This window comes from Ascidiaceihabitans sp. (genome assembly GCF_039986515.1).
Classification (GTDB): domain Bacteria; phylum Pseudomonadota; class Alphaproteobacteria; order Rhodobacterales; family Rhodobacteraceae; genus Ascidiaceihabitans.
This window is the reverse complement of record NZ_JBDWQO010000015.1, coordinates 515,809-540,838: the sequence shown is the minus strand read 5'-3', so window position 1 is coordinate 540,838 and position 25,030 is coordinate 515,809. Positions and strand designations below refer to the sequence as shown.

Below are 25,030 nucleotides of genomic sequence, written 5' to 3'. Positions count from 1 at the left end.
ACAACACCATGAGATCTATCATTCTCAGCGCTCTTTCGCTCGGCCTCAGCGCAGGGCTGGCCTCGGCCGAAACCAGTGTTGAAAGCTGTAACCGTACAGTGACATTCGACGCGCCGCCCGAGCGTGCAATTTCGAACGATGTCAACCTGACCGAGATGATGCTTGTGCTTGGTCTGACTGACCGAATGGTCGGCTACACAGGCATCAATGGGTGGAACAAGCTCGACGCGGAAATGCGCGAGGGTGTCGCGGCACTGCCCGAATTGTCCGAACGCTACCCATCCAAAGAAGTCCTCGTTGGTGCAGATGCTGACTTTTTCTTTGCGGGCTGGAACTACGGAATGAAAGTCGGGGGCGAGGTCACACCAGAAACCTTGGAACCCTTCGGTATTCAGGTCTACGAGCTGACGGAAAGCTGCACCCATATCATGGATAAAGGCCGGGCCAGTATCGAGGACTTGTATGCCGACTTGGCGAATCTTGGCGCGATCTTCGACATTGAAGAAAGGGCAACCGCGTTGATCGACGGCTATAAGGCGGAGCTGGCGACATTCAAAGACGGCTTGGAGGCAGGAGAACCTTTGCGGGCATTTGTTTATGACAGCGGCGAGGACGCGCCGTTTACTGCAGGGCTATACGCCATGCCCACCGCGATGATCGAAGCCGCAGGCGGCACGAATGTCATGGACGGGTTTGAGAAAAGCTGGGGCACCGTGACCTGGGAAGAAGTTGTCGAACAGAACCCGGAAGTAATCGTGATCATCAATTACGGTGAGGTCACCGCAGAACAAAAACGCGAATTCATGATGTCAAACCCCGCCTTTGCTGAAATCGACGCAATCAAGAATGATCGTTTTGTGACGCTTGAATATGTTGAGGCAACGCCCGGCCCGCGCAATATTCAAGCGATCAAAACCCTTGCCGAGGCATTCTGGGCAAATTGATCAATGAGTGACACCACAGCACGATCAGCCCCGGCCAAAAGCGCAGGCATGTCCTTTCTCTTGTTTGGCGGCCTTGCGGTGCTGCTTGTGTCTTTGTCCATTGCTGTATCCGTGGGGGCCGTTGCGGTGCCTGCGGGCACGGTTTGGGGGGTTTTGGCCAACAAGCTTTCGCCAGGTTTCATCGAACAGACTTGGAGCCAAGGTCGCGAAGCAATCGTCTGGAATATCCGTTTTCCGCGCGCAATCTTGGCGATGATGGTGGGCGCAGGTCTCGCAATCGTCGGGGCCAGTCTTCAGGCTGTCACGCGCAACCCGCTGGCCGATCCGCATCTTCTGGGCATCTCATCGGGGGGCGCGTTTGGTGCGATATTTGCTCTCCTACATTCAGGTTTGTTTCTAGGGGCTTTGACAGTACCGCTGTTGGCATTCTTCGGGGCGCTCGCCGCGACATTGATTGTCCTTGGCGTCTCGCGCCTCGCCGACGCATCAAGCGCGGATAGGCTGGTCCTTGCTGGCGTCGCTGTGTCGTTCATCATCATGGCTGCAGCAAACGGGTTGATATTTCTTGGCGATCCGCGTGCCTCCCACACGGTCGTCTTCTGGATGCTCGGCGGTCTTGGCCTCGCGCAATGGGATCAACTGGTCTATCCGCTCGTGATCCTGATCCTTTGCGGTGCGTGGCTGACCTTGCGGACGACCCAATTGAACGCAATGACAATTGGGGATGAAACAGCCGCTACGCTCGGTATAGCTGTTGCCCGGTTTAGACTGGTCGTTTTTGTGGTCGGAGCCCTCATTACGGGGGTGATGGTCGCGTTCTCGGGTATTATTGGGTTTGTCGGTCTCATGGTCCCGCATATTGCGCGCATGCTTGTTGGAGGCGACTATACCCGTGTTCTGCCCGCATCAGCATTGGTCGGCGCAATCTTTCTGCTTTGGGCTGATATTGCCGCACGCACAGTCATGGCACCAGAAGACATGCCAATCGGCATTGTGACTGGGATTGTTGGCGGTATGTTTTTCGTGTGGCTCCTTGGGCGGCGTTCCCTGTGAAGCACAATTGCGAAAAGGCCAGAGAGGTTTTTTAGGAGCTGAGAAGCATCGCGTTCTTCAACCGTTCCGCAGGCGTCGCAAATTGAGAGAACGAATGCCTGATGCGTTCCCCCGCATTGGCAAACGATATAGGCTTTGCGCGACTTTACGCGATGAACCACACCGCTATTCGTTAAAATGGCGAGCGCATTGTAAACTGTAGATAGCCCGATTATTCGATGCGTAGAACGCGGCCCACTTAGCACACGCGCGGGCGCAATGGGTGCGCTGTGCCAGCATGGTGAGCAGCTCGGCGCCTTCATAGGGCGGGAATTGCCGGTAATATTCTTCAAAGATCGTGTTGAGTTCAGCCGAGCCGTATTGGTGAATGTCCGGGCTGATCATCGCTTTGACCTCGCCCATCCCCGAAGCTGGTTGTCTGGGGTATAAGGACATGGGCCACTATACACTCACCAACAGTGAAAGTGTCGCGACACGCGCCGATTATACCTTTGCCTATCACAAGCTCAGCGGCAGGGTTTTGATCTCTCTCCACCATTCTTCGCTGACATGGGTTCCGCCAGATGAGGCGTCATCTGGTCGAGCTTACTATTCAAAATTCGGCAACGTGAGGACAGCTGCAGCGAATGCCTCAGGTGCTTCCTGTGGCAGATTGTGACCCGCGACGTCCACGATCCAGCGTTCATAAAAGTTGGTGAACTGTAGGCGATCAACGTCCTCATCCTGAGACGGACCAACTCCGTCATTGTGCCCTTGATGAACGATGCTGGACACTTTGACTTTGGGTCGAGTGGCCAGTCGTGCCTCGATCTTATCCTAAGCGGGGTCATCCGGAACGCCACCAAAACGATGGCGATAAGAATGCAACACGATCTCGACGAAATCTGGGTGGTCAAATGAGGTCGCCGTCGCGGCCCAGGTTTCCTCGCTGAGCTGCCAAGTTGGCGACCATAGCGATCAAATGAAACGGCAAATATCACGCCGGTTTTCCGTCAATGCAACGCGGCCGCGGTCCGTATGAAAATAGTACATGTACCAATAGCGCGCTTCTTCGACCGCAGGAGCAGGTCTGCCAGCATTCGCGATGTTCTGAATGTTGTAACCCTGGAAAAGCCCCGTCGCTTTCGAAAGGAAAGTGGCTTAAACGAGCACTTGGGGCGTCACTAAAACGTGACAGGTCCATAGTCGAGCCCCGAACTGAACACAGCGGGTAATGCAATATCCTGACGCGCTCTGAATTCAACATGAAGTGCGTCACCTTGAACCTGAACAAGCGCTTCAAGAAACCGTCCCTGCGGCAAAAGTTCAAAATAGGCGTGCAGATAATGTCGATTGGGATCTGGGTTGGCTTCTGCTCGTTTTCGAACATTGCAAGAGGGACAGATTGGAATGAGGTTTCGACAATAGATCGATAGGACGCCAAAGGTAGTCTTGGGAAGAAAGTGATCCAGTTGTTCTGCAACACCAATTCCGCAAATTGGGCATGCCTCCATACCATCTGACAACCTCTCTCGAAGCCCGCTTATTGCTGGCGCAGCACTTGCTATTTGATAACAAATGCTTGCCGGTACATCTCAGCCTATATCGTTATACCGGTCATCCAGTCCAGCGTCTTTTCTGTTGGGCCCTTGGGCTTGTATTCCGCCCCGAGCGGTGCGTTGTAGCCCAAGTCGGAAATGACTTCGAATATATAAGGGTAGTTGATTTCACCACCGATCGGTGCGCCGCGATCCGGAACCGATGCAAATTGAATATGTCCGATAACGGGCAGTAAATCAGAAAGGCGATGGGTCAGATCGCCTTCCATCAGTTGCACATGGTAGCAGTCAAACATCAGAGCGATATTAGGTTTGCCAACCTGAGCAATGATGTCCCTTGCCTGTTCCGTTTTCTGAAGGAAATAGCCCGGCGCATCGTAGTGATTGAGCGGTTCAATCAGGATTTTGATCCCATGCGGCGCTGCCGCGTCGCAGGCATAGTGCAGATTGGAAACAAAAGCGTCATGGGCTGCAACACCTTGTGCGAAACCTGCCATGACGTGGATCGCGCGGGCATTGATTGCAACCGCGTAGTGCAGCGCCTCGTCGATTGCGGCGCGTGCGTCTTTGGTGCGATCTGGCAGCGCGGACAAGCCATTTTCCCCGTTGTCGACATCACCGCGTCGGGTGTTTAAGCCCAGCATGACCAATCCGGTCGCGTCCAACGCAGCCTTTACTTTGTCCACAGGTTCGTCATAGAGCCAATGGCATTCAACGGCTTCAAATCCTGCGGCCTTGGCGGCATAGATCGCGTCTGGCAGTGACAGGTCGGCCCAAAGAAACCCTAGATTGGCCGAAAATTTGGTCATGTATCCCAATCCACATCGAAATGTCTCACCAAATCAGTGACTTGGGCAGGCGTCAGTTGTCGCGCACGCAAACCCTGCATCATCATTGCAAGGCGCGCAGTATCCTCAAGCTCTTCGATGGCATTACAGGCCGCTTCGACATCCTTACCAGCCACCACCGGCCCGTGATTAGCCAGCATCACCGCACTGCGCTTGCCGGCAAGACCACGCACGGCTTGTCCCATGGCCGGATCACCGGGCCGAAAGAAGGGCAGCAGTTGGACCTTGCCAAGTTTCATAATCGCGTAAGGGGTCAGCGGGGGTAGAAAGTTGTCCGCATCTACATCAGGCATCAATGACAAGGCCACGGCATGACATGAATGCAGATGCACCACGGCACCCGCCGAGCTGCGCGTGTCATAGAACGCTGAATGAAGAGGCATTTCCTTGGTCGGCGGATCGCCATCAAGAAAGGCTCCTGTGCTGTCAAACCGTGATAGTCGTGCCGGATCAAGACGCCCAAAACTTGTGCCGGTGGGAGACACCAGCAACCCGCCATCTTCCGTACGGGCAGAGATGTTCCCCGTTGACCCACCGGTCAGTCCACGGTCAAACATAGACTTTGCTAAAGTACAGATCAGTTCACGTTGTCTGGTTTCAGTCATGCGGTCGATCCAAGGATGCCTGCAGCTTTCGCAAAATAGTCAGGCCCGCCAAAGTTACCGGACTTCAGGGCGATCACCAGCCTATCGCTGGCGCGCAAAGCAGGCACACCGGGGTCGATTTCGGGCCCAATTTCTAGGGTCGTCAACTGTAGCCCTTCGACAATTGCACCGGATGTCTCACCCCCTGCGGTTAATACTTTGCGGATACCTCCTGCGATTAGAATACGGGACACTTCGGCAAAGAAAGCCTCGAGGGCATCTGCGCTTTTCTCGCGTCCGAATTCTTTTTGAATGCCGGCCACGACAGCAGGATCAGCCGAACTATAAGCCAAAGGGATACCCTCAGCGTCTATCAACCACTCCGCAACCGTTTGCGCGTGCAACACGCCATGGATTACGTCGCTGGCTTTGATTTCATAGGAAGGGTTGGTTTTGCTGTGCAAGGCAACTTGCGCCCGCGTCGCGTTTGAACAAGAGCCTGACAAAGCAACACACTTACCGGTTTCGCCACGCCAACTGCTACCGGTATTTGCGATCTGCCCGCGCTTGGCAAAGTTGCGCGGCAAGCCAAGCGCCACACCGGACCCGCCCGTGATCAACGGCAGACCGTCGGAGGCAGCCCCGATTTGCAACAAATCTTCATCGCGCAAAGCATCAACAACGATCAGCCGTTTGCCGGCGTCATGTTCTATACTCAACGCATCCTTGATGGCTTGTGCGCCCGATAGAACGGCATTTGCATCAACATGACCAACGCTGTGCCGCGTTTGCGGGGTCAGCCAACGACGAATGTCAGGGTCTGTCATTGGTGTTAGGGGATGGTTCTGCAAACCGCTTTCGTTCAGCAGCGTATCATTGACAAAAAGATGCCCCTGATAGATTGATCGGCCGGTTCCCGGGAACGCAGGGCAGACAATAACCTTGTGCGCATTCAATGCATCGGCAAGCGCATCGGCCACAGGCCCGATGTTCCCTGCGGCGGTCGAGTCAAACGTCGAGCAGTATTTGAAAAAGAACTGCTCACATCCCTGCTCTCGTAGCCAAGCCAATGCCTCCAGTGATTGTCGCACCGCCTCCTTAGGGTCATTTGACCGGGATTTGAGCGCGATGACACCGGCTTCGACGTCAGGGTGGGCGAGTTCTGAGGGCACACCTGTATATTGCACACTGCGCATGCCTTGCTTTGAAAGGGTATTCGCCAAATCGGACGATCCGGTAAAATCGTCCCCGATACAGCCCAGCAACATCAGGTATCTCCCGGCAATGTCAGACCCGCATTGCGTGCATAGACTTTGGCAACAGCGGCATCATCTTCCGCGCCGAGGCCAGATCCCGACGCTGCCAAAAACTGTTGCAGCGCTGCGGCTGTTAAAGGCGCACCGAATTTAGCGGACTTGGCGACATCAAGGACGATTCCAAGATCTTTGGGCCAGATATCAATGGTCGAATGTGGCGTGTAATCACCGGCAACAATATGTGGCGCACGGTTTTCCAACATCCACGATGTCCCCGCACATTTACTGATCACCTCAACAAATTGCGCTGGTTCGACCCCTTGGGTCATGCCGAACGTCATCGCTTCAGCCATTGCAGCAATGTGTACGCCTGCCAAAAGTTGGTTAACCGCTTTCATCGCCGATCCAGCACCCGCGCAATCACCCAATTCAAAAACAGTCGATGCTGTAGCGTCCAGAACGGAGCGCGCGGCTGCAAAGGCATCCTTGGTGCCAGAAGCCATCACACTTAGGGCGCCCTCACTTGCCTTAACCGATCCCCCCGAAATTGGTGCATCAAGGTAGTGGACGCCCGCTTTTTCGCATTTTGTGGCCATCTGCCGCGCAAAGTCGGGTGCAACGGTCGCGCAGGCCATGACAACTGCGCCAGGCTTCAGCCTGCCGACGACACCATCACTGCCAAATAAAACGTTTTCGGTCTGCAGCGCATTCAGGACCACTACGAGGACCGCGTCCAAAGTATCGGCGACTTCAGCCAGCGTACCTACGGTCCCGCCCTCATCTTGCAACCGTTGTGTCGTTTCAGCGTCAATATCGTAGCCAAACGTCGTATGACCTGCGCGCAGCAACGACTGCGCCATGCCGTAGCCCATCGACCCTAGGCCAATCACTGCGATATTCTTTTGCATATGGCGTCCCTTTGCTATGATTGTGATTTAAGGATTTGCGCCGCATCGGTGCGGTTCGACCTCACCCACCAAACGCAATCTGACGAGGTGATAAACATATCTGTCCCGGATGCTCCTCCAAAGCAGATGTTAGACGTCGGCGATGGCAGTCTGATCTTACCCAGACAATTGCCTGCGGTGTCGAGGCAATGAATACCGTCCAAAGCGCTGGTCCAGATCAGCCCGTCATGATCGACCCTAAAACCATCAGGAATGCCGGGCATGATCTCGGCGAAGACGCGCCCGCCTGAAAGTGTGGTCCCATCGACATCAAACACGCGGATATGATGCGGTAAATTGTAGTCGATACCGGGGAAGCTTGCGCCACGGATGGCGCCAGAGTCCGCGATATAAAGTTGGCTTTCATCAGGTGAAAATGCCAACCCGTTGGGCTTATCAAAATCGGTGACGACCGCCGTTATGGCACCGTCAGGGGTGACGCAAAAAACGTAACACCCGCCAATTTCACTGTCGGCAGGGTACCCTTCAACATCAGAGTTGATGCCATACGGCGGATCCGTGAACCAAACAGAGCCATCAGATTTCACAACAACATCGTTAGGAGAGTTGAGCCTTTTGCCCTGATAGCTGTCTGCGATGACTTCAACCGCATCGGCGTCTAGGGGATCCAGCCGTCGGATCACCCGCCGCCCGCCATGTTCGCATGATACCATGCGACCTTGGCCATCCAGCGTGTTGCCATTGGCGAATTCACTCTCTGGTAACGCGACAGTCGCCTGGTGCCCTGGTTGCCATTTCATCATCTGCTTGGCGGGAATGTCATTGAAATAAAGCGTGTCGTTCAGCCAAACCGGCCCTTCGGTCCAAGTAAAGCCATTCGCAATCATTTCAGGCGGCCGGTTGATATCGATCATTTCCGCAAAAGACGCGTCGAAGGTTTCATAGAATGCATCCATATCAAGCAGCCCTCTTGCGCAGAGTTTGTAGCAGGAGCATCGCCAGAATGATCACGCCAAAGATGATATTGCGCCAAGCGTCCGAGATTTGCATGACGGACAGAATGGACGTCAAAAGCGTGATAAACAGTACCCCTCCAATTGTACCGACAAGACTGCCGCGACCACCTAAGATTGATGTGCCGCCGATGACGACTGCCGCAATTGTAGGCAGCAAAAATGGGTCGCCCATGGATTGATACGCCTGATTTGCGTAACCCGCGAGCAGCACGCCGCCAAAAGCTGAACATACTCCGGCAATCGCGAAGGCCGCAAAAATGACCGAAGGGGTCGAGACACCGGAAAGGAATGTTGCCTTTTCGTTGTAGCCGATGGACGACAGATACCGGCCAAATCCCGACCGTTTCAACAACAACGCCATCGCCCCGGCCGTTGCCATCCAGACGATAAACGCTGCTGGAATACCGGCGATGTTGCCTGTCGCGAGCCAGACCATGGTTTCGCTGGCTTCACCTTTGGGGTTAAAACCGCCGGTGTTCAGCACCGCGACGCCTAGCAACATCGAATTCACAGCCAAGGTCCAGACCATTGACGGGATACGCAGAATTGCAACGCCCACGCCATTTATGATGCCGACTACTGCGCCAAACAGAAGTGCCAGAGGTATAGCAAGCGCCGTCAGAAGTGGATCACCAGTGCCTGCCAAAGAGGTCGACACAATCGCCGCACCGCCCAAGATCCAAGGCACTGACAGATCAATGTGGCCTAGCAAAATAACCAGCGTGGCACCAAGCGCCAGAAGGCCAAGGAACGCGGAAATTTGAAGCTGCTGTGTCAGATACTCAAATCCAAGGATCTGCGGGTAAAAGAGACTTCCGCCCAAAATGAGCAAGAGTGTACCAGCATAGGGCACCAAACTGTCGAGGCTTGGCATGCGTTGCGCAAAAGTGCTCATCGTCCAAAGACCTCCAGCCGGTTCTTGACGCGCAGAACGTCAGCGCCGCCAATTGCAATTGCTGTCGCTAGGATTAGCCCCTCGACAAATGGTTGTGCGAGCGGGGGAAGCCCTGAAAAGAACATCAGTGCGCCGATTGTTTTGAGAATGAATGCACCGGCAATTGCGCCTGTCAGCGTGCCAACGCCGCCGCGCAATGCCACGCCGCCCAAGACAACTGCAGCGATTGAATTCAGTGTAAAGTTTGGTCCAATTCCCGCATCGCCGGTTGTTGTCACGAAGCTAAAGTAAAGCCCGGCCATGCCAGCGAACAAGCCACCCAAAGTAAACGATGCCAAACGGATCTTGGTCACCGGCATGCCTGATTGGAATGCAGCCTGTTCCGATGATCCCACAGCATACAGTCCAAGCCCCAATCCGGTGCGCCGCAAGGGCACCCAGATCAATCCAATAACCCCGGCGGTGATAATCAACGCGGTTGGAATGCCGAACACATCAAGCGTCATCGCATCGGCGAGGTCATAGTCAATTTGCCCACCGGGTGTGGGCCGCAAAAGCAAGGCGACACCCACAAAAAGCGATGCCGTCGCCAAAGTGACGACAATGGGCTGAATGCGCCCATAAACCACAAGCAATCCGTTGAGCAGCCCACATCCTGCCCCAACCAAAAGGACAGCAATAATTCCGAATGCCATATCAAGGCCCGACCCAATCACAAGGTATGATGCGACACAGTTCGTCAATGCCATGACTGCCCCCACAGACAGATCAATCCCGCGCACGATTACGGCGAAGAATTGCGCAATTGCTGCAAGGGCAAGGATCAGGGCTTGGTTCGCCCAGATCGTAATCACATAGGTCGTGGGGCCTGCCGGATGTGTTGCAAGGTAGAACGTCACTAAGACGCCTAATACAAGGACGGCAAAGGCCTCTCGTTGATTTGCACGCAAGAGATCACGCATGATGTGTGGCCTCCGCTTGCTGTGTACCAACATGCATATTCAAAGAGGCCGCAATAATGTTCTCGGCCGTAGTATCGCCACCAGACAAGTGCTGGACGATACGGCCATCGTAGAAAATATGCGTCTCGTCACACAGGTGTATCAGTTCTTCGTAGTCGGTGGACAACAATAGAATAGCAACGCCACTATTGGCCAACCTACGCAACAGCGCGTAGATCTGGGTCTTAGTTTTGACGTCGATCCCGCGCGTCGGATCAGCCAGCAACATGCAGCGCGGCCCAAGCGCGAGCCACTTCGTAAGGGCCACTTTTTGCTGGTTGCCACCTGACAATTCCGAAATCGTTTGATCAAGGCTGTCACATTTCAATTCCAGCGCATCGAGGAACGGCTGGTAAATCGCAGGATCACCCGCGTCGATACCGTTTATACCAAGAGCGGCGAGTTCCAGATTACGGGCAATGCTTTGATCCAACACCAGACCTTCGGTTTTGCGATCCTCTGGTACCAGCGCAATGCCCAGCTCTGGCGACTTTGCGGTCTTGGGGTGTGTGATCGCAAGGGTTTTACCGCCCATCACACAGGTGCCAGTGGTGCCTTTCAGCAACCCAAATAGACCATGCAAAACGTCACCCTGACCTTGACCGTCTAGCCCGCCCAAGCCGGTAATCTGACCTTTGCGCAAGGTGATAGAAACGTCGTGTAAACGCTCACCCCAACCAAAACCGTTAATGGCAATAACGTCTTCGGCGTTTGGGTCAGCTTTCGGTTTTGGCGGAAACAGATCATCAATCCGCTGTCCGACCATCTTGCTGATGATGGCACCGTAGTCATAAGCGCCGTTATCAAACGTCTCGACATGCGCGCCATTGCGAAAGATCGAGATGCGGTCAGCCAGCGCTTCGATCTCATGAAATCTATGTGAAATAAAGAGAATGCCGACGCCTCGGTCACGTTCTGCTCTGATCAAGTGGAACACTTTTTCAACCACGGATGCATTCAGCGCGGAGGTCGCCTCATCAAGGATCAGCAGTCTTGGGTTTCGTGAAAGTGCTTTGGCAATCTCAACTTGCTGGCTTTCTGCCAGAGTGAGGTCAGCAATGCGGGTGTTCATTCGGATTGATGCACCGTCGATTTTGTCCAAGACAGCTTGGGCACGGGCCACAACTTTCGCGTCAAGCCGGCCCAGCCCTGTGCCGGGTGCACCCAACATAAGATTTTCACGCACGGTCAGGTCAGGAACCAGCGAAAGCTCTTGAAACATGCAGATAAGCCCGCGGGACATAGCGTCAGCGGGCGACATAAGTTGCGTCGGGGTTCCATCAATATGTATATCCCCAATGGTCGGCTGAATGACACCTGATACCAATTTCATCAGCGTCGATTTTCCGGCGCCATTCTCACCTAGGATCGCGTGAATTTCGCCACCAAAACAGGAGAATTGCACCTCTGAAAGTGCTTTGGTCGCGCCATATATTTTAGAAACACCCGAAAGATGCACGATGGCTGTGTCAGGTCGCGGCATAGCGAAAGGTCCACCTAAATGATCAGGGTCTTGTAGGCCTGGCGGCACGGTCTGCCGCCAGGAAAGTGTTTATGTGAGTCGTGTGAGTGGATAGTAAGGGCTGGGGTTAGTTTAGCTGTCGTCGGCGCTTTGACCCAATAGTTCTTCAGGCGTGAAGGGCGCAAAACAATCTGGGAAACCCGTCCCAGTATTGAACGATTTGGGCAAGTCGGGGAAGTAGTTCACCCCAGCTTCAAGATCACCTGCCATGACCTGCGGGATTGGCAAGAACACTGTTTGCGGCAGCTCATTGCCCTGCAGCAAGGCGACTGCAGCTTCGAGTGCGATCGACGACATAGCAGGCGCCTGCGCGGCAGAAATGCCGGGGATATCAAGTTCGTCCATCAACATCCGAACACCGTTCTCACCGTCGACGCCCATCGGCACGATTGGGTGATTTGCGGCCTGCATTGCGTTGATCGTACCAGCGGACCCGTGCTGCGATACAACCGCATCAAATTGACCGTGTGTCGCAAGTGCGTCGGCGACGACTTTCTGGCTTGTGCCTGTGTCCCAGTTGCCAACAACCTCAACGATCTCAAGTCCATCGACGTTTTCAAGCACACTCATCATACCCAGGCGGCGATCACGGTCGGTAGCGTTGCCGGGCAGGCCATTTACCATCAGGATTTTGCTAGCCTCGCCGCCCAGCTCGTCCATAACCGTTTGTGCCTTCAGGCGTCCAAGCTCAAGCTGGCTTTCATTGATTTGAACAACACGGTCAGTGTCCAAGACATTGTCAAATGGGACCAGAACCGTGCCAGCACGCTCGGCGCGGCGAATAACAGGCTCAAATGCACTCGGGTTCACAGCGATGAATGTAATGGCGTCGTATCCGGCGGCGATAAAGTTATCGATAGCGGCGATCTGGGCGGCACTATCATTGCCCACAGAGACGACTGTGAATTCTTCAATGTTCGCCGCATTTTCTGGACGCGCCGCCCATGCCTTTGAAGCCTGGATAGCTGCAATACGCCAATCGTTGCCCGCAAACCCGTTCACAAACGCCATTTTGTAGGGCCCATCTTTGGCCACACCTTGAATGGTGCTCGTGCCCGGGGCGGGAGCAAAGCACTCTGCGCGGTAAGTTTCTGCCATCGCAGCTGTCGACGTTAGCGCGGCAAATGCCGTTCCTAAAAGCAGCTTTTTCATTTGAAATTCTCCCAGATCATCATTTTCGAAATATGTTTACGTAAACATATTGAACTTTCCCTACATGTTTACGTAAACATCTGTCAAGAATTTCCTGAGTGGCGTGGCACAATTATTGCGAGAAAGGCTTTCGATGAATACTAAAGTTACGCGTCCAACTATGGACGACGTTGCAGATAAAGCAGGCGTTAGCCAGATGACCGTCTCGCGTGTCATGAACGGCAAAGGCTATATCTCGAAAGAAGTCCGCGACCGCGTTAAATCTGCAGCGGAAGAAATAGGCTATGTGCAAAACCGGCTTGCGCGGGGATTGCGGTCGGAAAAGACCCCCCTCATCGCAGTCGTGCTGCCAACCTTGGGTAACTCTGTGTTCAATGATGTTCTTAGCGGAATTACCGATGCTTTGACCGACCAAGGTTGCCGACCGGTCTTTGGGGTGACGGAATACTCGCTGGAAAAAGAAGACGCACTGGTGCGAGACCTTCTGTCCTGGCGGCCCTCGGGGATAATTTTGGCCGGATTGGAGCACTCTGACGTCACGCGCAAAGCGATTGCCGCGGCTGGTGTCCATGTTGCCGAAATTATGGATATCGACGGTGCGCCGATTTCTGTGGCGATTGGCCTGTCGCAGACTGCGGCAGGTATTGCGACAGCCAAACATATGCTGGCAAAGGGACATCGGCGTTTTGTCTACGCCGGAAGCCAAAGCGGGCAGGATTTGCGGGCAGGCAAACGCCTTGAAGGCTTCCGCCAGACCCTGCGCGAGGCTGGCGCGACGCTGCTGTCACAGGATATAAGTGAAAAACCATCGTCCATGATGGAAGGACGTCGGATGACGTCTGATATTCTGGCGCGGCCGGTTAAGCCCGATGCGATCTACTATTCGAATGATGACCTTGCCACGGGCGGCATCATGCATTGCCTATCAGAAGCCATTCGGATGCCACAAGACATCGCTTTGGCTGGATTCAATGGCTTGCCCTTTCTCGATGCCTTGCCGGTGCGTCTGACCACCATCCAAACACCACGCTACGAAATAGGGAAGCAGGCCGGAAAGTTCATTTCGCGACCAAGCGATGATCATTCTGAAAGCAGTGCGCGTACAATCGATCTTGGCTTTAAGTTGTGCGAAGGGCAGACGTGCTAGTCTTGGTGCGGCGTTCGCTCTCGTCAACGACCGCTTTTCCAGTTGTCTGACCTTGCTTGCTAGGCTCCTGCTGCAACAAAGCCGATGCTGCGAGCGCAACCACAAACCACTCACCCCGGCACAGACCAACCGCATCCAAGAGGTCGTTCGGCAAAACGCATCTGCCTCTGATACTGATCTACGCAACTGGCACGATCTCGCATCCCTGTTTGTTTCCGCCGATGACGACGGAGATTTGCATGAACGCTTGCAGGAATGGACGGCTGATGGCCGCTATGGCTGGATTTTTGGCCAGACCAAAGAAGACACATTCTCGCTTGAAGGCGATGTAGTCGGATTTGACCTTACAGGCATCCTGGACAGCGAAAGCGAAAAAGAGCGGATGGCGGTCCTGTCTTATTTGTTTCGTCGCGTCGAACGTGTGATCGAAGACCGCCAGCCAACAATCATAATCATCGATGAAGCTTGGAAGGCCCTCGATAACGGATATTTTGCCGAACGCTTGTCCAATTGGCTTGTCACTGCGCGCAAGCAAAATGCGGTCGTTGTGATGATGACCCAATACGCCAGCCAGTTGGAACAAACCCGCACGGGTAGGACCATCGTGGAGGCCGTTCCGACACAGATCTTGCTGCCAAACATTCGGGCGAACGCGTCCGACTACGCGATGCTTAATCTCCAAAGCAAAGAACTCGATGTGCTGTTGAACACGGGCAGCAATTCTCGGCTTGGGCTCGTCAGGGACGATGAAGGTTCGGTCGTGATCAACGCTGACCTCAGTGCCTTGGGTCCGCTACTGACCATCCTCGGCGGGATGGAAAAAGGAGAACAATTGGTGGGTGCCGACTATCGCCAACGCCCAGATTTTTGGAGGACTTCATGAAACGAACCACTTTGATCATATTGTGTGCTTTTGGCCTTGGTGCCTGCGGTGACTATCAGGGACCAAATGCAAATTGCTTCGAACGAGACACCGTTGCGCGATCATCCGACAGCCTGAGCTTCCTTCAATCAGCTGGTGGCCGCGTCTCGACCAGCGCCGCACCCGTTGCCGATTGCAATTTCGTTGCATTGGATGCGCCCAAACAAACCGAAGCGCAGTAGTGCGTGCATCCCTCACAGTTACTGCGATTGGAATGATCTGGGCGTCTGCCGCAGTCAGCCAAGGCGTGCCAACCGTGGATGGAAACCTGTTTATCCGAAACGAAGCGGCCAACCTGCGTCGCGAGAGTGACTTAGCTACACAAGCCGAACGCCTTTCAACCACAGAAGCGATTTCCGAAATCGAACGCGAACAACTCGCTGTGCTGCAGCAGATAAGGTCAACCAAAAAAGGGCCCCGCGTGAGCGGAGCCAGTTGATCCTCACCACAAGGATAATAGGCAGGGCACTCAATGTGCCCTGCCACAGTGTCTAGGCCATGCCTTCTGGCACCCATGCCGCAATCCGCGCGATCTGCGCCTCTGTAAGCCCTTGCGTCTCTTGTGCCTCCCCATCTCCAAAGAGCACGGCCATTTTATCGGCCTTCTCGGATTTTTTGAGTTTGGCGAATGTCGTGACGGTTGGATGATCCTTTTTGAGGTCCAACAGATCGCGCCATTGCTGGATCAAGTAAGGACCCCCAACACGGCCAAAAAAGTTCTCAGCGTTTGGAGTAAAGTTGTCACGGATATTCGTTTCAACTGCCTTGTCGATCACCTCTGCCAGATCAGTATCAACCGTGAGCAGGGATGCGAGATGGCGGATGATTTCGTCCATGATGAACTCTGGCCCTTTGGCTTTGTAAGCGCGAAACACGCGCGCCATGTCGCTGCCATATTTGGCGCTCGGTGTTGGTTTGGTCAGTCGCTCGTCCAAGGTGTAGCCTGACATTGCTGTGCTTGGGACGTTTGGCACGTCGTCCTTGCGCAGGCCAAAGGCAGATGTGTAGCCAGACTTGCCTGACAATTGGAACGCAAAGAGCGCCAACAAGAGGTCGGGATCGCCCAAGATGGCGTCTTGACGTGCCCCCGTCGCGATGCGCCCCAAATCCATTGCCAGTTTTTGTGAGATTGGCGACTTGGTGCCTGTGCTGCCGACGTGGTTGGATTTTTCCAGGACACCTGCGTCAATCGCTGCCTTTTTGTCTGTGCCTTTCACAAGGCCAGCCTCAACCTGCACCGCGCCGTGCGTGTCGATGTAGACCAACACACCTGCATGGGCCTTTTGATCCTCGGTGAACGACCCATCAAGGATCGCTTGCAAAGCAGCAAGCTGGGCGTGACCTTCGTCGTTTAACACGTCTTGTTCGGCTTGCTCTGACAGCGTGTCATAGTCTTCACTCTGATCATTAGACAACGTGCCGCCCTCGGCATAGATGCGCGACAGTTTCATCTCCTCGATCTGATACCAACCGATATAGCTGTCCCCGATGGCTTCGGCCCATTTCCAGCCCTCGGCTTGCAAGGTCGCGGCAGCGTCCTCCAGCTTCTTGCCAAACAACGCGTCAAGAATGGCAGGATCATCGATCAAAACTTCCTCTGCAAACAGATCACTGCCTGTGCGACCCCCTGCGGCCCTATAGGCGTCAAGACCCACAAACACGGCGCGGCGGTCACTGTCTTTCACAGCATCGGGTTTGAGCATCTTTTTGATGCGGTGATCGCTCTCACCTTGGCCGCGCACGTTTTCCAAGATTTCCAAGGTCAGCTTTTCATCATCACTGATGCTGAAAGCGGCTGCATTCGACAGGCTAATTTCACCATTGCGCAGGGCATCAATCACTGGATTGGGCAGGTTGGCCAAGGCAAGGCGGCGATAGACATGCGCCTCGGTGGCCCCATACAAGCCAGTGACTGCTGCTGAATGGCTGTTTGGGCCGCAAGAATTCTAGCGACGGGCCAAGTGAACCTTACCCGCGACATGGCAGGTTACAACTTTTTTACTGCCCGACGCGTGAACATAGTGCATTGCCCATTCGAGAATCTCTTTCAATAAACAAGTGATGGGAGAGCTCAGGAATTCTGGGCAGAAATAGTACCCTCCATTTTGCAAATTTGAACTTTGCTTACCCTAGGCAGTTTTTTGGAAACGGCATCAATGCTCATATAGCTCAGAGTTGGCAGCTAGATAACTGTTCCAGGCAAACCAATACGCGATGTGCCCTGCAACACGTGGAAGCTTTTGCCCCTCGGAGCTAATCAGTGCAGTTTCAGTGATCGACCAGTCTAGATCGTCATCTGATGTCAGGCTCGTCAAACCCACTTCGAAACGACGCGTACCGCGTTCAAAAGCACGTACAGTGCGCGTTTCGGCATCCCCAATTAAGACGATCTGCCGTCCTAGAATTTCATCGTTGATCAAGGGCGTGTTCCGGAACGCGTCCAGAGGCCAGGCTTTTGCGCCGCCAAACTGACGAATGCCAAAGACAAAGTCCTTTTGCGCAACTTTACCTTGGTCTACGTCAACCGGAAACATGAGATAATTCGAGGTGAAATAGTCATTGTAAACGACCCCCGATCCGTAGTCCCGATCAAATCCGGTATTCAGCGACAAAACCCGCGTCGTAGGGTTGGCGGCGTGCCAACTTGCCCAAGTGTCTATCACGATTGGGCGCTGCACCAGTACATGTTTCTGGCGCACCATGGGTCCTGACACAGGCTCGCCGGTGAATTGGTTCCAAAGAGAATGGGTCGTACGGTCGAACATAAGTTTGTTAGACCGGTACAAAAAACCAGAAGACCCGAAAATCAGAGGATCGTGTTCCGAGGCGAGTTTCGTTTCAAACAAAATGCCTGAGCCACACAGCGTGCAATAGGCCAAGGCGACAGGGACGCCTCCAATGACATCGTTAAACATCTCATGCCACCCCATGATCCGAAGTGGATAGGCACGCGCGTCTCCGTTTATCTCAACGCCAAAAACCAAGTCATCACTTTGCAAATAGTCCGCTTCATCTGCTCTGACCAAATCAGGAGCATCGAGCGAAGGAATGCCATCCTTGCGAACGCCTCCCCATATGATCTCTTCCAACCTGATGCGCATCGCGTCCGGTTGGATATCTTGAGGGTCCAAAAAGATCTTGAAATTTGGATCAATGGCAAGGAATATCTCTCGTTTGAACTTGATGAAGGACGGATCAGGTATCACTTGCGGGTTGCGTTCTTGCCAGAGCATCCAGTCGAACCAGCTTTGGGCGTCCTTTTCCCCAGTGATCGCAGACAGCGCTTGCGAGATGTTCGAATTTGGCCCGTTGGTAAATCGCATGCTGGCAATCAAACCTGCTGCCATATCTGGAAGGCCCCGCTGCTTGATCGTTTCCAGCGCAGCAAAGAACTCCGCTGGCGTGCCATTGATGAGGTCGCGCTGAAGCTGGTACAAATCCACAGATTGGGAAAAACCTTGCCCAGGTATCATAAGGCTTGCGGCCAGTAAGGCAGTGATATCGCGGCGCGTTGGCATCTTGGGATTCCTTGGCTTACTTGCGATCACCCTAAGCCGCGCGTCCTTCACACACACCCAACTTTGTCGCGATCATCTTTTCAATTCCCAGTTAGATGTGTATGGAATTGCACGAATAGCATTCTCGCTAACCTACCCGTAGATGATCAAAGGACACCCTGCCCATGACTTCAGCCAAACCCAATGTCGGTGCCCCCATCGGAGAAATGAGTTTCCATAGTGCAGCTTCTGCTGATTTGCTAACCATAGGCCAGAACAAAGACCGCTGGACGATGCTGTTTGTCTATCGGGGCAAACATTGTCCACGCTGCAAGCGGTTCCTGAACAAGCTGAACGCTGTGTTGTCCGATTGGACAGATGTGTTGGACGTTGTTGTTGTTTCGGCGGATACCAAAGAAAAAGCACAGGCTGATCTGGCAGAGTTCGGATGGGATTTCGATCTTGGATATGGCATGACCGAATCCCAGATGCGATCCCTTGGCTTGTACGTCTCAACGCCTTTGTCAGAAGCAGAAACAACAGGTGTCTTTGCCGAACCGGGTGCATTTGCGATCCGTCCGAACGGCACCTTGATGTTGGTTGACATTTCAAACGGTCCTGCCGCCAGACCTGATCTGGAAGAGCTGTTGGACGGGATGAAGTTCAACATCGATAATGATCGCCCAGAGCGGGGAACAGCCTGACTTTAGCTCATCTCGCCGCGAAGTCCCTACTCGAAGTAGTTCGGATGTGTCTTGTGGATGTACTCGATCGTCGCATCCAGCCGCGACAGGTGCTTGCGCATGGCACTTTGCGCGCGCTCAAGGTGCCCCGACGCCAAACCTTGCGCAATCTCGCGGTGGTCGTCGAAAATTGATGTGGCTTCGCGAGATTCCTCAAGGCTGAGCAAACACAGGCGATCCACTTTTTGCTTACATTCAAGCATCACTTCGAATGCCAGGGGATTGCCGCTGAGCGCGTAAATCAGCTTGTGATAATCATAATCCAGCGCGTGAAATGTTACCAAATCGTTGTTCTGCAATGCCTGTTCTTGCAGGGTCAGGTTTTCACCGAGCTTCACTTCACGGGCTGTGTCCCAAACTGTGGCCGCTCGGCGAACAATTTCCATCTCCAACGCCAGCCGCACAAGACGCGCAAGCTCTAGCCGCTCCATCGAAAAGCCCCGCACTTCGGTTGCTTTCTGCGGTCGGATAACAAGCAAATCGTCGTTTCCGAGCTTGGTGAACGCATTGCGGACGGGCTGGCGAGACACGCCAAAACGCCGTGCTACTTCGGTCTCCGACAGCTTTGTTCCGGGAAGAATTTCGAGTGAAACAATCTCTTCATGCAGGGTCTCATAGACCGCGTCTGTTGTGGTTCTTCTTACAATATCTTCCACAGGAATCTTCTCTTGCCCTCATCACGTTTGTCAGATCACATTGCCAGTGACACACTCTAATATGTTGAAATTAATTTCAAATATCCAGATGCCGCAGCCTATGTATCCAATCTACAACTGGGTGCAAGAAAGGCGCTGAGACCGAACATGTCAAGGACAGCAGGGCTTAAAAACATACTTATTGACAAACTTGGATACTAGTCTCCATATTGAGTTAGCAGCGATTCCGGCTCTGGGAGGTGGCAGGAAGCTTTTCGGCTTGCGCCCTCCCAAACTTAGAAAGCCAGAACCTGTCCAAACACAACGGGGGAGGAGAACCCATGACTTTCACGAAATCGCTCTTTGCAGCCGCGACTGCTGTTGCTCTCATCGCATCATCCGCTTCAGCCGATGGCTGGCGCGCTTGGAACATCCACAACGACGGTCACCCAAACACCGCGGCAATGGACAAATTTTCTGAACTGGTAAACACAGCCACAGGCGGCGAAGTTACTGTCGACGTCTTCCACGGTGGTGTTCTCGGCTCGCAGCCAGACGCGCTTGAACAGGTTCGGATCGGTGCCATCGAGATCGGTAACTTCAACCTTGGTCCCATCGGCCCAATGGTAAAAGAAGCAAACCTTGTTTCCTTGCCCTTCATCTTCAAAAGCGTGCCACACATGTTCCGCGTTCTCGAAGGCGAAGCAGGCCAGACCGTTGCCGCAGCAATGGGTGACGCGGGCGTTCTGCCACTGGCATGGTTCGATGCTGGTGCACGCTCATTCTATAGCCAAAAGCCGATCAACACGCCCGCCGACGTTGAAGGCCTGAAGATCCGCGTCATGAACAACGACCTCTACACGTCTATGATCTCAGCGATGGGCGGTAACCCGTCCCCGATGGCGTTCTCCGAAGTGCAGCAGGCGTTGAAGACCGGTGTTGTTGATGGTGCGGAAAACAACTTCCCCTCGTTCAAGAACGTTGGCCACTTTGAAGTGACAACACACTACTCCCTGTCCGAGCACCTGATCATTCCTGAGTGCATCTGTGTTAACACTACAAAGTTCAACGCGTTGTCCCCAGAAATGCAAGCCGCCGTACGTGGTGCCGCAGAAGAAGCAGCCCTGTTCCAGCGTGAGCTGTGGGCCGTTGATTCCGAGCAGGCACGCAAAGACGTCGAAGCCGCAGGCATCGCCGTGAACGAGATCGCCGACAAAGCACCGTTCCAGTCCGCGATGGACAGCGTCTATGCTGATTATCTGGCTGCAAACCCAGACATGAAAGCACTGGTCGAAATGGCACAAGCCACTGAGTAAGTTCTGAAAAAAACACCAAAGAGCGCCCTTCCTTTCGCAAAGAGGGGCGCTTTTTTTACCGGAGGAACGACCTTGCCCGACACCAAACCCCAGCCCGTGTTTCTCAAACGCATGAACACTGCTTTTGAATTCCTGACACGCATTTGTATCGTTCTGGCAGCAATCTCATTGGTTGCGATGACGGTGTTTTATGTTTGGCTTGTGTACGGGCGTTACGTGCTTAACGACACGCCGACATGGGTGGAACAGGTGTCGTTGCTTTTGGTAATGGTTATTACATTCTTAGGCGCGGCCGTAGGTGTGCATCAACATTCACACCTGTCCGTGGTGGTGTTCCGCAACATCGTTCCCAGACCCGTTCGGAACTTTTTTGTCCTCGTAACTGATCTGTTGATGATTGGTTTTGGTGGCATGATGTTCTGGTACGGCATTGAACTTACGAAATTCAAATGGAACTCGTTGATCCCGCTGATCCAAGTGTCAGAGGGGCTGAGATCCTTGCCACTAACAATCTGTGGTGCGCTGTTGTGCCTATTCTCCATCGGTCATTTGGTCCGCCTGCTGACAGGCTGGGACGAACGCCAAGATAACATTGACGAAAGCTGATCATGGGACTTTTCTTACTTCTGGGCGTGTTTGCCTTGTGTGTGATGATAGGCGCACCTGTTGCCTTCTCCCTTGGTATCTCTGCGGTTGCTGCATTCTGGTACGAAGGTTTGCCGTTGATGATTGGTTTCCAGCGGATCGTCGCAGGAATTAGCCTGCAAGCCTATCTGGCCATTCCGTTTTTCATTTTTGCCGGTGACTTGATGTTCCACGGCGGCATCGCAGCAAGGCTGGTGCGGTTTGCGCAGGCGGCTGTGGGCGCTGTGCGCGGCGGATTGGGCATCGTGAATGTCTTTTCGTCCATGTTGTTTGGCGGCATTTCCGGCTCCGCTATTGCGGATATCTCGGCATTGGGATCCATCCTGATCCCCGCTATGAAGGAAAAAGGCTATGATGCGGACTATGCGGTCAACGTCACCGTCACGTCCTCCATCGCGGGCATCATCATCCCGCCCAGCCATAACATGATTATCTTTGCACTGGCAGCGGGCGGCGGTGTGTCCATATCAAAGCTGTTCCTGGCGGGTGTCGTGCCGGGCATTTTGATGTGTCTGTGTTTGGCACTGGCGGCATATCTCGTTGCAATTAAGCGCGGTTACCAAGCTGAAAAATTCCCCGGCCTTGCAGCTTTGGGGTGGGCCTTTGCCGGCGCTATTCCCGGATTGTTCACAGCCGTGATTATCGTTGGCGGTGTGTTGAGTGGCGTTTTCACCGCAACTGAATCCGGTGCAATTGGTGCGATCTACGCCTTCCTTGTCACCTTGATTGTGTACCGCACCCTCACGTGGGAAAATTTCAAGACGACTGTCGTGAGCTCCGTGCGCACGACATCCATGGTGTTGGTCTTGATCGCCTGCGCGGGCGCGTTTGCCTACATGCTGACATTCTACCGTGTGCCAACCAAGACCGTCGATTTGCTGCTGGGAATCTCTGACAATGTGATCGTGATCTTGTTGTTGATCAACCTGATGCTGCTGGTGTTGGGGATGATCATGGACATGGCGGCGTTGATCTTAATCTGTACGCCCATCTTCTTGCCAGTGATGAACGCTTTGGGCATCGATCCCGTCCAGTTCGGGATCATCCTGCTTGTGAACCTTGGCCTTGGGCTGTGCACGCCGCCTGTTGGGACCTGCCTGTTTGCGGGATGCGTGGTTGGCAAACTCCCGATGGAGAAAGCGATCAAAACGATCTGGCCGTTCTATCTGGCGATTTTGGCGGCCCTTATGCTGATTACCTTTGTCCCCGCCATTTCATTGACCCTGCCAAATCTGATCATTGGCAATTGATGCATAAAGGGATGAGAATATGTTGAATATCCAGCGCCTAGACAGTTCCGACGCAGCCGTGATTATCAGCGGTGCCCGCGCCAAAGCGATAGAGATCGGCGTGCCGATGTGTATCGCTGTCACGGATGAAAGCGGCAATCTGATCGCCTTTGAACGGATGGATGGTGGCAAAATCACCAGCATCAATCTGGCCATAGACAAAAGCTATACTGCGACAGGCATTCAAAAGAGCACCCAAGCCTTGGGCGAGGTAAACCAACCCGGGATGCCCGCACATGGCATTGCCTCCACCTTGGGCGGCCGGATGGTCGCAGTCGGCGGCGGCGTTCCGATTTTATCAGACGGCGTTGTCGTGGGTGGCATCGGCGTCAGCTCAGGATCGCCCGCGCAGGACCACGATGTGGCCGAAGCCGGTGCGAACGCGTTTTCGACAGATCAACCATAAGACAATGCAGGAGTATGACATGACACAACCAACGATCGGTTTCATCGGCCTTGGTCTGATGGGCGGCAACATGGCGGAATGCCTGCAAAACAACGGCTTCGACTTGGCCGTTATGGGCCGCAACAAAGACGCGGTTGCCGCAGCAGTCGAGCGCGGCGCTGTTGAATTTGCCACACCAAAAGCAATGGCCGAGGTCAGTGACATCGTGATGCTGTGCGTGACCACGTCTGAGGTGGTGGAGGGGCTGATTTACGGTGACGATGGAATTTTGGCGGGCATCAAAGACGGCGCGGTGGTCATTGATTTTGGCACGTCGATCCCTGCATCCACGCGCAAGATTGGGGTCGATCTGGCCGCCAAGGGCGCTGGTATGATTGACGCCCCCCTTGGCCGCACACCTGCCCACGCCAAAGACGGCCTATTGAACATTATGGCGGCGGGCGACATGGCGACCTATGAAAAGGTGAAGCCAGTTCTGGATGTTCTGGGCGAGAATGTTTTTCACCTCGGGGACCTCGGCGCGGGCCATGTCGCCAAGTTGATTAACAACTTCATGGGCATGACAACCGTCTGCACCATGAGCCAAGCCTTTGCCGTCGCCAAGCAATCGGGGATCGATGGTCAGCAACTGTTCGACATCATGTCAGCGGGGCCGTCCAACTCCCCCTTCATGCAGTTTTGCAAGAAATACGCAGTTGATGGCGTAAGTGACTTGGGCTTTTCCATCGCAAACGCCAGTAAGGACATCAGCTACTTTGTTCAGATGATGGACGACATGGGCACCAGCAGCCAGATCGCTGAAGGTACTGCCACCAACCTTGCATCCGCATTGGAGGCGGGTATGGGCGATGGAAACGTTCCCGAAATATTCGATTTGTTCATGAAGTCGGCGTCGTCCTAAGACGACCCACTTTCCGACCTGACACGCAGAAACATAGCACCGCGAAAAAGGATCCTCACTTAAAACTCGAAAACAAAACCGCAATCGTCACCGGCGCTGGCCGTGACATCGGTGCCGCCGCCGCTCTCAAGCTAGCCTCAGAGGGCGCAAACGTCGCAGTGAACTATTTCGCCAGCAGCGCAGGCGCGGATAACGTCGTTGCCAAGATCAAGGCAAATGGCGGCAATGCAATCTCCCTGCAAGGTGATTTGACCAAGCAAGAAGACGTTGACGCGCTGGTGGGTAAAACAATCGCAGAGGCGTCCTTGGAACATTGGATGGCGGTGATGAACCTCAACCTGACCAGTACCTTTATGATGACCAAAGCGTGCCTCGCGCATATGGACAAAAGCACGATTGTGAACCTTGCCAGCCAAGCAGCGCGCGATGGCGGCGGCCCCGGCTCTGTGCCCTACGTCACCTCAAAAGGGGCGATTGTGACGATGACAGGCGGTTTGGCCAAAGAGCTGGGACCGAAGGTCCGCGTCAACGCGCTCTGCCCCGGCATGATTGATACGGATTTCCACAACATCCACACCCCGGACGCAGGTCGCCGTGGTTTTGAGGCGAACGCGCCAGTGAAGCGCCAAGGCAATACGGATGATGTTGCCAATCTAGTTTTATTCTTGGCTTGTGAAGACAGTGCATTCATTACGGGTGCGAATACCGACATCAATGGCGGTATGGTGTTTTCCTGATCTGGCAGCTTCCGTGAGATCATAAATTTGATAATCGGCTGATCCTGCAATCCCTGCTTTGGATGTGCCGATTCC

At 54.0% G+C, this 25,030-nt stretch carries 25 protein-coding genes and 1 pseudogene; 13 read left to right on the top strand and 13 right to left on the bottom strand.

The genetic code is table 11. From position 1 onward, the window contains the following. Positions 1 to 8: 8 nt before the first annotated feature. Both ABJL60_RS17205 and ABJL60_RS17200 read left to right on the top strand, forming a co-directional pair. Entirely contained in the window at positions 9 to 944 is a 936-nt protein-coding gene (locus tag ABJL60_RS17205) for an ABC transporter substrate-binding protein (RefSeq protein ID WP_348375620.1), read from the top strand. A gap of 48 nt (positions 945 to 992) precedes the next feature. Next, positions 993 to 1,997 (top strand): iron ABC transporter permease, encoded by a 1,005-nt coding sequence (locus tag ABJL60_RS17200; RefSeq protein ID WP_348375794.1) that lies wholly within the window; start codon positions 993 to 995, stop codon positions 1,995 to 1,997. 165 nt (positions 1,998 to 2,162) lie between these two features. Here the strand turns inward: ABJL60_RS17200 and ABJL60_RS17195 are convergent, their stop codons facing one another. From ABJL60_RS17195 to ABJL60_RS17150, 10 genes are all read right to left on the bottom strand, one after another. Beyond that, complete coding sequence (locus ABJL60_RS17195) at positions 2,163 to 2,399, bottom strand: hypothetical protein (RefSeq protein WP_348285387.1); 237 nt, start codon at positions 2,397 to 2,399, stop codon at positions 2,163 to 2,165. A 1,177-nt stretch (positions 2,400 to 3,576) separates the two neighbouring features. Continuing rightward, positions 3,577 to 4,344, bottom strand: a complete 768-nt coding sequence (locus ABJL60_RS17190) for a TIM barrel protein (RefSeq protein WP_348375622.1) — start codon at positions 4,342 to 4,344, stop codon at positions 3,577 to 3,579. Next, positions 4,341 to 4,988 (bottom strand): aldolase, encoded by a 648-nt coding sequence (locus ABJL60_RS17185; protein WP_348375624.1) that lies wholly within the window; start codon positions 4,986 to 4,988, stop codon positions 4,341 to 4,343. The genes ABJL60_RS17190 and ABJL60_RS17185 overlap by 4 nt, the downstream gene beginning before the upstream one ends. Next, positions 4,985 to 6,235 (bottom strand): 3-oxo-tetronate kinase, encoded by a 1,251-nt coding sequence (otnK, locus tag ABJL60_RS17180; protein WP_348375626.1) that lies wholly within the window; start codon positions 6,233 to 6,235, stop codon positions 4,985 to 4,987. The genes ABJL60_RS17185 and otnK overlap by 4 nt, the downstream gene beginning before the upstream one ends. Beyond that, complete coding sequence (gene ltnD, locus ABJL60_RS17175) at positions 6,235 to 7,131, bottom strand: L-threonate dehydrogenase (RefSeq protein ID WP_348375628.1); 897 nt, start codon at positions 7,129 to 7,131, stop codon at positions 6,235 to 6,237. Before ltnD ends, otnK begins: the two co-directional genes overlap by 1 nt. A gap of 14 nt (positions 7,132 to 7,145) precedes the next feature. Beyond that, a complete protein-coding gene (locus tag ABJL60_RS17170; RefSeq protein WP_348375629.1) occupies positions 7,146 to 8,087 on the bottom strand; it encodes an SMP-30/gluconolactonase/LRE family protein in 942 nt (313 codons plus the stop codon). Position 8,088: 1 nt separating this feature from the next. Continuing rightward, a complete protein-coding gene (locus ABJL60_RS17165; RefSeq protein ID WP_348375631.1) occupies positions 8,089 to 9,042 on the bottom strand; it encodes an ABC transporter permease in 954 nt (317 codons plus the stop codon). Beyond that, positions 9,039 to 10,004, bottom strand: a complete 966-nt coding sequence (locus ABJL60_RS17160; protein WP_348285394.1) for an ABC transporter permease — start codon at positions 10,002 to 10,004, stop codon at positions 9,039 to 9,041. The genes ABJL60_RS17165 and ABJL60_RS17160 overlap by 4 nt, the downstream gene beginning before the upstream one ends. Beyond that, entirely contained in the window at positions 9,997 to 11,526 is a 1,530-nt protein-coding gene (locus ABJL60_RS17155; protein ID WP_348375633.1) for a sugar ABC transporter ATP-binding protein, read from the bottom strand. The genes ABJL60_RS17160 and ABJL60_RS17155 overlap by 8 nt, the downstream gene beginning before the upstream one ends. Positions 11,527 to 11,637: 111 nt before the next feature. Then, positions 11,638 to 12,717: a sugar ABC transporter substrate-binding protein gene (locus tag ABJL60_RS17150; RefSeq protein ID WP_348375635.1), complete on the bottom strand. Its 1,080-nt coding sequence runs from the start codon at positions 12,715 to 12,717 to the stop codon at positions 11,638 to 11,640. A 133-nt stretch (positions 12,718 to 12,850) separates the two neighbouring features. Here ABJL60_RS17150 and ABJL60_RS17145 point away from each other — a divergent pair, with 133 nt between their 5' ends. From ABJL60_RS17145 to ABJL60_RS17130, 4 genes and pseudogenes are all read left to right on the top strand, one after another. After that, a complete protein-coding gene (locus ABJL60_RS17145; RefSeq protein ID WP_348375637.1) occupies positions 12,851 to 13,864 on the top strand; it encodes a LacI family DNA-binding transcriptional regulator in 1,014 nt (337 codons plus the stop codon). Between the two features lie 22 nt (positions 13,865 to 13,886). Further along, positions 13,887 to 14,747 (top strand): annotated as a pseudogene (locus ABJL60_RS17140) (type IV secretion system protein B4); the annotation flags it as partial. Beyond that, positions 14,744 to 14,968 (top strand): hypothetical protein, encoded by a 225-nt coding sequence (locus tag ABJL60_RS17135; protein WP_348375639.1) that lies wholly within the window; start codon positions 14,744 to 14,746, stop codon positions 14,966 to 14,968. The pseudogene ABJL60_RS17140 and the gene ABJL60_RS17135, both read left to right, overlap by 4 nt. Beyond that, a complete protein-coding gene (locus tag ABJL60_RS17130) occupies positions 14,968 to 15,225 on the top strand; it encodes a hypothetical protein (protein ID WP_348375640.1) in 258 nt (85 codons plus the stop codon). Before ABJL60_RS17135 ends, ABJL60_RS17130 begins: the two co-directional genes overlap by 1 nt. Positions 15,226 to 15,277: 52 nt before the next feature. On the opposite strand, the gene ABJL60_RS17125 is transcribed toward ABJL60_RS17130, so the two are convergent. Together ABJL60_RS17125 and ABJL60_RS17120 are read right to left on the bottom strand one after the other, a co-directional pair. Then, positions 15,278 to 16,690, bottom strand: coding sequence for a chromosome partitioning protein ParB (locus ABJL60_RS17125; protein WP_348375642.1), 1,413 nt, complete (start codon positions 16,688 to 16,690; stop codon positions 15,278 to 15,280). Between the two features lie 249 nt (positions 16,691 to 16,939). Beyond that, positions 16,940 to 18,304: a DUF3179 domain-containing protein gene (locus tag ABJL60_RS17120; protein WP_348375644.1), complete on the bottom strand. Its 1,365-nt coding sequence runs from the start codon at positions 18,302 to 18,304 to the stop codon at positions 16,940 to 16,942. 164 nt (positions 18,305 to 18,468) lie between these two features. Here ABJL60_RS17120 and ABJL60_RS17115 point away from each other — a divergent pair, with 164 nt between their 5' ends. After that, a complete protein-coding gene (locus ABJL60_RS17115) occupies positions 18,469 to 18,987 on the top strand; it encodes a redoxin domain-containing protein (RefSeq protein ID WP_348290244.1) in 519 nt (172 codons plus the stop codon). 26 nt (positions 18,988 to 19,013) lie between these two features. Here ABJL60_RS17115 and ABJL60_RS17110 read toward each other — a convergent pair whose 3' ends face one another. After that, positions 19,014 to 19,682, bottom strand: coding sequence for a GntR family transcriptional regulator (locus tag ABJL60_RS17110; protein ID WP_348375646.1), 669 nt, complete (start codon positions 19,680 to 19,682; stop codon positions 19,014 to 19,016). A gap of 320 nt (positions 19,683 to 20,002) precedes the next feature. Between ABJL60_RS17110 and ABJL60_RS17105 the strand changes: the two genes are divergently transcribed. From ABJL60_RS17105 to ABJL60_RS17080, 6 genes are all read left to right on the top strand, one after another. Beyond that, positions 20,003 to 20,977: a TRAP transporter substrate-binding protein gene (locus tag ABJL60_RS17105; protein ID WP_348375648.1), complete on the top strand. Its 975-nt coding sequence runs from the start codon at positions 20,003 to 20,005 to the stop codon at positions 20,975 to 20,977. A gap of 72 nt (positions 20,978 to 21,049) precedes the next feature. Next, positions 21,050 to 21,583, top strand: coding sequence for a TRAP transporter small permease (locus tag ABJL60_RS17100; RefSeq protein WP_348375650.1), 534 nt, complete (start codon positions 21,050 to 21,052; stop codon positions 21,581 to 21,583). A 2-nt stretch (positions 21,584 to 21,585) separates the two neighbouring features. Beyond that, on the top strand, positions 21,586 to 22,872 hold the full coding sequence (locus ABJL60_RS17095; protein WP_348375652.1) for a TRAP transporter large permease: 1,287 nt from the start codon (positions 21,586 to 21,588) through the stop codon (positions 22,870 to 22,872). 19 nt (positions 22,873 to 22,891) lie between these two features. Beyond that, positions 22,892 to 23,317 carry a heme-binding protein gene (locus ABJL60_RS17090; protein WP_348375654.1) on the top strand — a complete coding sequence of 142 codons (426 nt, stop codon included), beginning with the start codon at positions 22,892 to 22,894 and terminating at the stop codon, positions 23,315 to 23,317. A 19-nt stretch (positions 23,318 to 23,336) separates the two neighbouring features. Further along, complete coding sequence (locus tag ABJL60_RS17085) at positions 23,337 to 24,218, top strand: NAD(P)-dependent oxidoreductase (RefSeq protein WP_348291180.1); 882 nt, start codon at positions 23,337 to 23,339, stop codon at positions 24,216 to 24,218. A gap of 83 nt (positions 24,219 to 24,301) precedes the next feature. Then, positions 24,302 to 24,955 (top strand): SDR family oxidoreductase, encoded by a 654-nt coding sequence (locus tag ABJL60_RS17080; protein WP_348375795.1) that lies wholly within the window; start codon positions 24,302 to 24,304, stop codon positions 24,953 to 24,955. Positions 24,956 to 25,030: the final 75 nt, after the last annotated feature.